Source organism: Pseudonocardia pini (assembly GCF_013870575.1).
Lineage (GTDB): Bacteria > Actinomycetota > Actinomycetes > Mycobacteriales > Pseudonocardiaceae > Pseudonocardia > Pseudonocardia pini.
The window spans coordinates 1-8,589 of record NZ_JACBXB010000173.1; the positions used below are offsets into that span (position 1 = coordinate 1).

Genomic DNA, 8,589 nt, shown 5'->3' on the forward strand with positions numbered 1-8,589 from the left:
GATGACCGAGGCGCTCACGGACCGAGTCGACGACCCGGCCGCCGCCACTCCCCCGGCGGTGCGCATCGACGCCGCGGTCGTCGCCTTCGGCGGGGTCCGGGCGGTGGACGGGGTCACCCTCGACGTCGCCCCCGGCACCCTGCACGGGATCATCGGCCCCAACGGCTCGGGCAAGACCACCCTGCTCAACTCGGTCTCGGGCGTCCAGCGGCTCACCGCGGGGCGGATCGCGGTGCACGGGCGGGACACGACCCACCTGTCGGCCCACGAGGTCAGCCGGTCCGGGGTCGCCCGCACGTTCCAGACGATCAAGCTCCTGCCCGACGCGACCGTGTGGGACAACGTCGCGCTCGGCGCGGACCACCGGTTCCCCGGCCGCGGCAGGGCCCGGGCGAAGGCGGTGGCCGAGGCGACGGACCGGGCCCTGGAGCGGCTCGCCATCACCGCGCTGGCGCGCCGCTCGCCCGAGGAGCTGTCCTACGGCACGCGGCGGCGGATCGAGATCGCACGCGCGATCGTGGCCGACCCGAACCTGCTGCTGCTCGACGAACCGCTCGCCGGCATGAACCGTTCCGAGCGGGCCGAGATCGCCGAGCTCGTGGTGGGCCTGCGGGACGACGGGCTCACCCAGATCGTCATCGAGCACGACCTGCGCACCATGCTCGCGATCTGCGACCGGCTCGCCGTGCTCCACCACGCGAAGCTGATCGCCGACGGAGCCCCGCGGGACACCGCCGCCCTCCCGGAGGTCCGGGAGATCTACCTCGGGAGGCGGACCGATGACACTGCTTGAGCTGCGCGGACTGGTCGTCCGGCACGGCAGGCTGACCGCCGTCCACGGGATCGACCTGGACGTGGCCGCGGGTGAGGTCGCGGTCCTCCTGGGTTCCAACGGCGCCGGGAAGAGCTCCACCCTCGACGCCGTCAGCGGGGTGGTCCCGGTGGCGGAGGGCGAGGTGCGGTTCCGCGACAGGCGGATCAGTGGCCTGCCCCCGCACCGCATCGCGCGCGGCGGGCTCGTGCACGTCCCGGAGGGCAGGCGGATCATCGCCCCGCTGACCGTCGCCGAGAACCTCGACCTCGGCGCGTACCCGGTGAAGAGCGCCCGGCGCCGCACCGAGCTCGCCGAGCAGGTCCGCGACCTGTTCCCCGAACTCACCCCGCTCGCGGACCGGCCGGGTGGGCTGCTCAGTGGCGGGGAGCAGCAGATGCTCGCCTTCGGCCGCGCGCTCATGGCCGACCCGGCCCTGATGATGCTGGACGAGCCGACGATGGGGCTCGCGCCCGTCGTCGTCGACCGGGTGCTCGACGCGGTCCGCGCGGTCGCCTCACAGGGGATCGGGATCCTGCTGGTCGAGCAGAACGCGACCGCCGCCCTGGCGATCGCCGACCACGCCCACGTCCTCGAGCAGGGCGAGATCACGCTCTCCGGCACCGCCGCCGAGGTCCGCGACCACCCCCTGGTGGTCCGGGCGTTCCTCGGGCTCGACGACACCGCAGGCGATCCGACCGCACCCGCGGAACCCGCGGCCCCGAACCACCTTCGACGATGAGGAGTGCAGTAGCGATGAGAGTGACCCGTTCCCTGGTGGCGCTGACGTCCCTGGTGGCCGTCACCGCCCTGACCGCGGCCTGTGCCGGGTCCACCGGCGGTTCCGCAGCCGGTGGTGCGAAACCTGCGGAGTTCGCGATCGACCTGGTCTTCGACCAGACCGGTGTCAACCAGACGTTCAGCCCCAGCGTCAAGCAGGGATGGGACCTCCGCATCGAGGAGGCGAACGCCGCGGGCGAGGTCTCGGGCACCACCCTGAGCACGACCGTGCACGACACCCGAAGCGACCCCAAGGTCGCCGCGGGTCTGATGGCCGAGGTCGCCGCCTCCGACGCCCCGATGGCCGTGTTCGGCACCAGCAGCGGCGTCGCCCCCGCGGTGGCGCCGGTGGCCCAGCGGGCCGGGCTGCCCCTGGTGACCATGTACTCCGGCAGTCCGGGCGTCGTCGACGCCGGCGACCACGTCTTCCGCGTGACCGCACCCCAGGCGACCTACCACCACCTGCAGAGCGAGTACTTCGCGAGCCAGGGCGTCAAGCGGGTCGCGATGGTCTACAACAACGACAACGCCACCCTGAAGAACCTGGCCGAGACCTTCTACCCGGAGGCCGCGAAGAAGGACGGCTACGAGATCGTGCAGAGCTCCGGCGTCTCGGTGAAGGCGCCCGACCTCTCCGCGGAGATGACCGGGGTGCTCGCCGCCAAGCCCGACGCCGTCCTCATGCTCGTGCTGGGCCAGCAGAACACCTCGATCGTGACCCAGCTCCGCCGCGCAGGCTTCACCGGCGTGATCGGCGCCCAGCCCGGCATCGGGTCCCAGGCCCTGACCGCGCTCGGCGCCGAGGCCGACGGCGTCGTCTACCCGATCGACTTCAGCTCCGCCACGGTGTCCGAGTCGGGCAAGAAGTTCGCCGACGCCTACAAGGCGAAGTACGGCACCGCCCCTGACACGTTCGCCGCCGCCGGGTACGACGGCGCGAGCATGACCGTCGACGCCCTGGCCGCGACCCCCGAGTTCACCCGCGAGGCACTGCAGGCCACCCTGCTCGACCTGTCGACCAAGGGCTTCGACGGAGCCGCAGGCGCCGTGCGCTTCGAGAACCGGGACGCGCGCGTCGACGGGGTCATGGTCCGCTGGCAGGGCGGGCAGGAGACCCTGCTGAACCCGACGTCGTAGGAACCCCCTCGGCCGCAGGGCTTCTCGACCCTCACCGGCACGTCCCGAGCCAGCCGAGGCCGCCCGCTCTGCGGAGTACCCGACGAACCCGACTTTGGCCATACCATTGACATGACGTCGGACTCGATGGTGCCATTTCCGACGACGCGGACGTCGGGCGTCACGGTGTGGTGATCGAGCGCGCGAGCGCCTGAGGACAAGGACGCGGCATGACGGCTGGAAGTGCGACCACCAGTCCGGCGGGTACCGGGACCGGTCGGGGAGTCCTGCATCGATGGTGGTTCCCGATCACCGGATTCCTCACCCTGCTGTTCGGATCGAGCACGGTGAACGTGCTGTTCAACGTGTTGGGTGCACCAATGGCGGCCGAGCTCGGCTGGGAGCGCGGCGTCGTCACCAACGGCCTCTCGGTGCAGACGGTGCTGATCGGGGTCAGCATCGTGGTCCTCGGCTTCCTCGTCGACCGATTCGGTCCGCGCATCCCCTCGGTGCCGATGGTCGTCGCGTTCGGTGGCGGCCTGATGCTGATGAGCGCGGTGCCGGACAACCAGGCGGTGTTCTTCGCGCTGTGCGTCCTCATCGGTGCCGGGGCGGGCGCGGTCAATCCGGTCGCCCACTCCACCGTGGTCAGTGCATGGTTCCAGGACCGCCGCGGCATCGCCCTCGGCGTCCTGATGGCCGGGATGGGCGCCTGCGGCGTGCTCATGCCGTTCCTCGCGAACTGGGTGCTGGGCCTGGCCGGCTGGCGGGTCGCCTTCCTGGTGATCGGCGCGCTCTGCACGGTCGTCCCCGCGTCGGTCTACCTGTTCGTCACCCGCATGCCCGCCGAGCACGAGCGGGAACGGCAGGCAGCCCGCAGCGCGGGCCGGGTCGCGGGCGACTCGCTGTGGACCATCGCCCGGTCCACCCGCCAGTTCTGGCTGCTGTCGGTCGCGATCTTCCTGGTGTCGTCGGCGACGTTCGGACTGATGGCCCAGGTGGTCCCGATGACGACGGACAAGGGGATCGCGCAGACCACCGCCGTCACCGTCCTGTCCGCGGTGAGCTTCTCGTCGCTGATCGCCCGGTTGATCGTCGGAACCCTGCTGGACCGGTTCCCCGCCCGCCTCGTCGGGGCACTGATCTTCGTGCTCACCGCGGTCGGGGTGTGTCTGCTGATCCTGTCCACGCAGGTGACCCTGCTGGTGGTCGGCGCCGCCCTCGTGGGGCTGGGGCTGGGCGCCGAGGGCGACGTCGCGGCGTACATGGTGAGCCGCTACTTCCCGAAGCACTCCTACGGCCGAGTGCTCGGCTTCGTGTACTTCCTCTACGCGATGGGCTCCGCGTTCGGGATCTTCCTCCTCGGCCGGGTGTACGCCGCGACCGGCTCCTACGCCGCGGGCGCCGTCCCGCTCATCGTGATGGTCGGGATCAGCATCGCCTGCCTGCTGGTCATGGGCTCCTACCGCTACACCCTCGACCACCGCGAGATCGGCGCGCCGGGGTCGACGCCCTGACCTAGGCCGGTCTCGCCGTGCTCGGGCCACGCCGTGGTGGACGGCGTGCCCGAGCACGGGTAAGCGCATCCGCCGGACGGGGTCGCGCTTCTCGCGGAAGGCGGCGACCCCTTCCTTGATGTCCTCGGTGGTGAAGGCCGGCGCCAGCCGGGAGCGCAGTGCGTCGAGCGCCTCGGGCAGGGCCATGTCCCGGGTGGTGGCGATCGCGTGCTTGCCCAGCGCACCGTAGAGGCGCGGGAAGCGATCGAGGCCCGCGCGCTTCGTCACCGTGGGGACGTCGGAGGCGAAGGCCTTCAGGTCCCCGCCCGCCGAGAACACCCGGTCGTGCGAGGAGGCGAGCACGACGACCCGGGCGGCCTCGTCGGCCCGGGCTCGCGCGAGGGCCTCGAGCAGGGCGTCGAGCATGTCGTCGCCGAGCGCGTTGCGGGACTCGGGCCGGTCGAGCGTCAGGGTGACGACGCCGTGCCCGTCGGCCTCGTAGCGGACGGGCCGGTCACAGGTCGAGCTTCAGTCGGGGGCAGGCAGCCCGTGAGACGCAGACCATCATGCAGGTGTTCTCCGCGTGCTCGTCGGGGGTGAGGACGGTGTCGCGGTGATCCGCCTCGCCCTCCGCGATCTCCACCTCGCACGTCCCGCAGGTGCCCTCGCGACAGGACGACAGGATGTCGAACCCGGCGTCCTCCAGCACCTCCAGCGCGGAGCGGTCGGCGGGCACCTGGAGCACGCGCCCGTCCGGCAGTTCGATCTCGAACGGCGTGTCGCCGCTGGTGTCGACCTCCTTGGCGGTGAACCGCTCGAGGTGCAGGCTGCCCGCGGGCCAGTGCGCCGCGCAGTGCTCCTCGACCGCCCGCAGCAGCGGCTCGGGACCGCAGGTGTAGACCGCCGCGCCCGGGGCGGGGTCGGCCAGGGCCGTGGGCAGGTCGATGAGTCCGTGCTCGTCCTGCGGATGGAGCCGCACGTGCGGACCGTGCGCGCCGAGGCGCTCCGCGTAGGCCATCGTCGACCGCGTGCGGCCGCCGTAGACCAGCGTCCAGGGCTGTCCGGCCCGCTCGACCTCGCCGATCATCGCCAGGATGGGGGTGATGCCGATGCCGCCCGCCACGAACACGTAGCGGTCCGCGGGGTCGAGGCGGAAGTGGTTGCGGGGACCCCGGACCTCCAGCTCGACGCCGGGGTAGAGCTTCTCGTGCACCCAGCGCGAACCGCCGCGCCCTTCCGGCTCCAGCAGCACTCCGACCTGGTAGGTCGTGCGGTCCTCCGGGTCCCCGCACAGCGAGTACTGCCGGACCACGCCGTCGCCGAGCACGAGGTCGATGTGTGCCCCCGGCCGCCAGGGCGGAAGTGGCGCGCCGTCCTCGGCGACCAGGGTGAGGCCGACGACACCCTCGGCCAGCTCCTCCCGCTCGCTGACACGCACGCGGACGTGCGTCTCCTCGAGCGTCAGGTCCGTCTTCGTCATCGCGTCCGCCGGTGGTCGTGTGACCCGGTTCCCGGCGCCTACCGCCGGTCCCGGTTGGTTCGGCTCGATGATATGAAGGTCTGGCCAAAACTCGACCGCCGGGTCCACCTCGGCGGGCCGCGCAGCGCCGCCGGGTCGCGGCGACCACAGGGAGTCGCCGCCCCGGCAGACCGGACGAGCGCGCCACGCGGCCGCCACACCGCTGACCGCCACTACACGACCGGGTGGCCCATTTTGGTTGACCTATTAATGGTCCGGCCATAACGTTTCCGGCACCCGCCTCGCCGTCGAGAGCGGGATGAGGACGTCTCGACCGTCCGTCGCAAAGGAGCGATCAGCAATGGCCATGGAGACATCGCAGGCACGTCAGGGTTCCCACCGTGGCTGACCAGGTGACGCCCCCGCCCGGGTATCGGATGCAGGAGATCTGTGCGCTGGCCGGTCCCGGCGCCATCGTCGTGGCGCTCGTCGGCTGGCTCGTCGCCGGCGTCCTGCCCCGCCCGCCCGCCGCCGACGACAGCACCGCCGACATCGTCGCCTTCTACGGCGAGAACCCGACCGCGGTGCGACTCGGTCTCGCGCTCGCCGTGCTGGGACTCAGCGGGATCGGGGCGCTGACCGCCGTCATCTCGATCCGGATGGTGCAGATGCCCGGCCAGTCGCCGGTCGCCGCGTTCCTCCAGATGATCAGCGGTGCCGTCACCTGGGTCATGCTCATCGTGCCCTTGGTGATCATGAACGTGGCGGCGTTCCGGCCGGACCGGACCCCCGAGCTCACCGTCACGCTCAACGACCTCGCGTGGATCCTGTTCATCCCGCCGGTCGGCCCGTTCCTGGTGCAGAACGTGGCCATCGCGGTGGGCATCCTCAGCGACCGCGGCGAGCGGCCGATCCTGCCGCGCTGGGTCGCGTTCGCGAACCTGTGGGTCGGGTTCCTGTTCCTGCCGGGCCTGCTCGCCTACTTCTTCAAGTCGGGCCCGTTCGCCTGGCAGGGGATCTTCTCCTTCTGGTTGGCGCTGACCGCGTACGCCGCCTGGGCCTTCATCATGGGCTTCACCATCCGGGCGAGCCTGCGCCGCGAGTACGCGGGCTCGCCCGCAGCCCCTGCCACGGTGGATGCCTGAGCGATGGGCACGCCCGAGTTCCCCGAGTTCCTGCGGCCCGGTGGCGCGATCACCGGGCCGCGGCCCGGCGCGGCCCGGTCCGCCCCGCCCGGCGGACACCCGGTCGAGCTGGGGTTGTGGTTGTTCATCCTGGGCGACCTCACCCTGTTCGGCCTGTTCTTCTGCGGACAGCTCGCCGAGCGTCGCTCGGACCCCGAGCTGTTCCGCGCCGCCGCGTCGGTCCTGAACCAGACCTTCGGCACCGTCAACACCGTGGTGCTGCTGACCAGCTCGCTGACGGTGGCGCTGGCCTCGGACGCCATCCGGCGGCAGCGCAACCGGCGGGCCGCGGCCCTGCTGGGAGCCGGTCTGGCGCTGGCCCTGACCTTCGCCGTCCTCAAGGTCACCGAGTACACCCACCTGGTGGCCGACGGGCACACCCCGGACGAGAGCGTCGCGTTCGTCTACTACTTCACCCTCACCGGGATCCACCTGCTGCACCTGCTCATCGGCACGGTGTTGCTCAGCCTGCTGCTACGCCGCGTGTTGGTGCTCGGCTCCGACCAGCCGGTCGGGCGGTCGTTCGCCGAGGCCGTCGCGGTCTACTGGCACATGGTGGACCTGCTGTGGATCGTGCTGTTCGCCCTGCTCTATCTGGTGGCGGGGTCATGAGCACCACCGTGCGCCGATGCCTGGTCGCCTGGCTCCTGCTGGTGGCCGTCACGGTGCTGAGCTGGTACCTCGGCGGCGGGTCCGCCGACCGGCTCGGGCCACTCACCGCCTCGGTGGTGCTCGTCTTCGCGTTCGCGAAGACCTGGGTGGTCGGCCGCGAGTTCATGGAGCTGCGCTCGGCACCCCGCCCCCTGCGCCGGGCGTTCGACGCGTGGGTGGTGCTGTTCGCCCTGCTCTGCGGATCCCTGGCCTTCCTGTAAGCCGGTGCCCCAACCGCTCGGGGCGGCTCGAGGCGGGGGCTTCGGTCCGACCTTTCTTACCGCGAACCATCGACAAATCCGTCACCACGACGGGAACCACTCGTTAACAACCACGACATCCGGGTGAGCGACACCCGACCGTCCTCAACGAGGAGGCACGATGCCGCTGACGGCCCCCGCCAGGCACCGGGAATCCGACCCCTGGACCCCCGATGCGCCGCTCACCACGGGCGACGCCACCGGCACGGGTGCGAGAGTGCGCGCCGGGTCGGGGGCCTGGCAGGGCCGAAAGTCCTGGTCATCTCCGGCGCGGGTCCGCCGGGACGCCCGCGGGCTGCTCGAGCAGCTCGTCGATCGCGTCCAGGGCGAGGGCCGGAGGGCCCTGGACGCCGTCGGCACAACGGACTACACGGTGGGGGGACGACGAGGAGGTCGAGGTGCGGCGCAACGATCTGCGGTACGAGTCAGGCCTGGTGGAGCGGGTGTGGGTGGGGGAGTGCCGATCCTGTGGGATCCAGGTCCGGGTCCACACCGCCTCCCAGGCCCGGGCGTGGGAGGCCGCACACGCCCGGATCGGCTGCGGCCGGGACCTCGTCCTCGACGAGACCGGGCGCGGCTGGCGGCCGCGGCGCGGCTGACGCGCTGGTTCCCGGTCCCTCCGCCCGACGGTTCGGCCGAGGCCGAGGCAGCGGCCGGGCGCCGCCGTGCCCCAGCGCCCTCGGGCAGGGGCGCTGGACCGCGCCCATGTCCCTGAGCTGGGGGTCCTTGGACCCCTGCATGCCCGCCGAGCACGGTCGCAGACTCAGACGATGGCTGTGGAACCGATGACCGCCCACAGCGTCGCGGAGCTCGTCGCCGACGCGGCGCGTGC

9 protein-coding genes and 1 pseudogene are annotated in these 8,589 nt (G+C 71.9%); 8 read left to right on the top strand and 2 right to left on the bottom strand.

What is annotated here, in order from left to right; translation table 11 throughout:
* The 4 genes from H5J29_RS12580 to H5J29_RS12595 all read left to right on the top strand — a co-directional run.
* A partial coding sequence (locus H5J29_RS12580) for an ABC transporter ATP-binding protein (RefSeq protein ID WP_181781122.1) occupies positions 1–793 on the top strand: 793 nt, incomplete at its 5' end.
* Positions 780–1,553 carry an ABC transporter ATP-binding protein gene (locus tag H5J29_RS12585; RefSeq protein ID WP_181781123.1) on the top strand — a complete coding sequence of 258 codons (774 nt, stop codon included), beginning with the start codon at positions 780–782 and terminating at the stop codon, positions 1,551–1,553. The genes H5J29_RS12580 and H5J29_RS12585, both read left to right, overlap by 14 nt.
* 14 nt (positions 1,554–1,567) lie before the next feature.
* Positions 1,568–2,728, top strand: a complete 1,161-nt coding sequence (locus H5J29_RS12590; protein WP_181781124.1) for an ABC transporter substrate-binding protein — start codon at positions 1,568–1,570, stop codon at positions 2,726–2,728.
* Positions 2,729–2,937: 209 nt separating this feature from the next.
* Positions 2,938–4,224, top strand: coding sequence for an MFS transporter (locus tag H5J29_RS12595; RefSeq protein ID WP_181781125.1), 1,287 nt, complete (start codon positions 2,938–2,940; stop codon positions 4,222–4,224).
* 267 nt (positions 4,225–4,491) lie between these two features.
* On the opposite strand, the pseudogene H5J29_RS35845 reads toward H5J29_RS12595, so the two are convergent.
* A pseudogene (locus H5J29_RS35845) lies at positions 4,492–4,677 on the bottom strand (enoyl-CoA hydratase-related protein); the annotation flags it as partial.
* Between the two features lie 40 nt (positions 4,678–4,717).
* The gene (locus H5J29_RS12605) at positions 4,718–5,683 is read right to left on the bottom strand and encodes a PDR/VanB family oxidoreductase (protein WP_181781126.1); all 966 of its coding nucleotides are present in this window, start codon (positions 5,681–5,683) and stop codon (positions 4,718–4,720) included.
* 380 nt (positions 5,684–6,063) lie between these two features.
* On the opposite strand from H5J29_RS12605, the gene H5J29_RS12610 reads away from it, so the two are divergent.
* The 4 genes from H5J29_RS12610 (at position 6,064) to H5J29_RS12625 (ending at position 8,356) form a co-directional block, all read left to right on the top strand.
* Positions 6,064–6,807, top strand: a complete 744-nt coding sequence (locus H5J29_RS12610) for a hypothetical protein (protein ID WP_181781127.1) — start codon at positions 6,064–6,066, stop codon at positions 6,805–6,807.
* A 3-nt stretch (positions 6,808–6,810) separates the two neighbouring features.
* Positions 6,811–7,458 (top strand): cytochrome c oxidase subunit 3, encoded by a 648-nt coding sequence (locus H5J29_RS12615; RefSeq protein ID WP_181781128.1) that lies wholly within the window; start codon positions 6,811–6,813, stop codon positions 7,456–7,458.
* Positions 7,455–7,718 carry a cytochrome C oxidase subunit IV family protein gene (locus H5J29_RS12620; RefSeq protein ID WP_181781129.1) on the top strand — a complete coding sequence of 88 codons (264 nt, stop codon included), beginning with the start codon at positions 7,455–7,457 and terminating at the stop codon, positions 7,716–7,718. The genes H5J29_RS12615 and H5J29_RS12620 overlap by 4 nt, the downstream gene beginning before the upstream one ends.
* 437 nt (positions 7,719–8,155) lie before the next feature.
* Positions 8,156–8,356, top strand: coding sequence for a hypothetical protein (locus H5J29_RS12625; RefSeq protein WP_181781130.1), 201 nt, complete (start codon positions 8,156–8,158; stop codon positions 8,354–8,356).
* Positions 8,357–8,589 lie beyond the last annotated feature (233 nt).

Coding starts and splice junctions, on each gene's coding strand:
- H5J29_RS12585 (WP_181781123.1), top strand. CDS start 780: ATGACACTGCTTGAGCTGCGCGGACTGGTCGTCCGGCACGGCAGGCTG.
- H5J29_RS12605 (WP_181781126.1), bottom strand. CDS start 5,683: ATGACGAAGACGGACCTGACGCTCGAGGAGACGCACGTCCGCGTGCGT.
- H5J29_RS12620 (WP_181781129.1), top strand. CDS start 7,455: ATGAGCACCACCGTGCGCCGATGCCTGGTCGCCTGGCTCCTGCTGGTG.
- H5J29_RS12590 (WP_181781124.1), top strand. CDS start 1,568: ATGAGAGTGACCCGTTCCCTGGTGGCGCTGACGTCCCTGGTGGCCGTC.
- H5J29_RS12595 (WP_181781125.1), top strand. CDS start 2,938: ATGACGGCTGGAAGTGCGACCACCAGTCCGGCGGGTACCGGGACCGGT.
- H5J29_RS12615 (WP_181781128.1), top strand. CDS start 6,811: ATGGGCACGCCCGAGTTCCCCGAGTTCCTGCGGCCCGGTGGCGCGATC.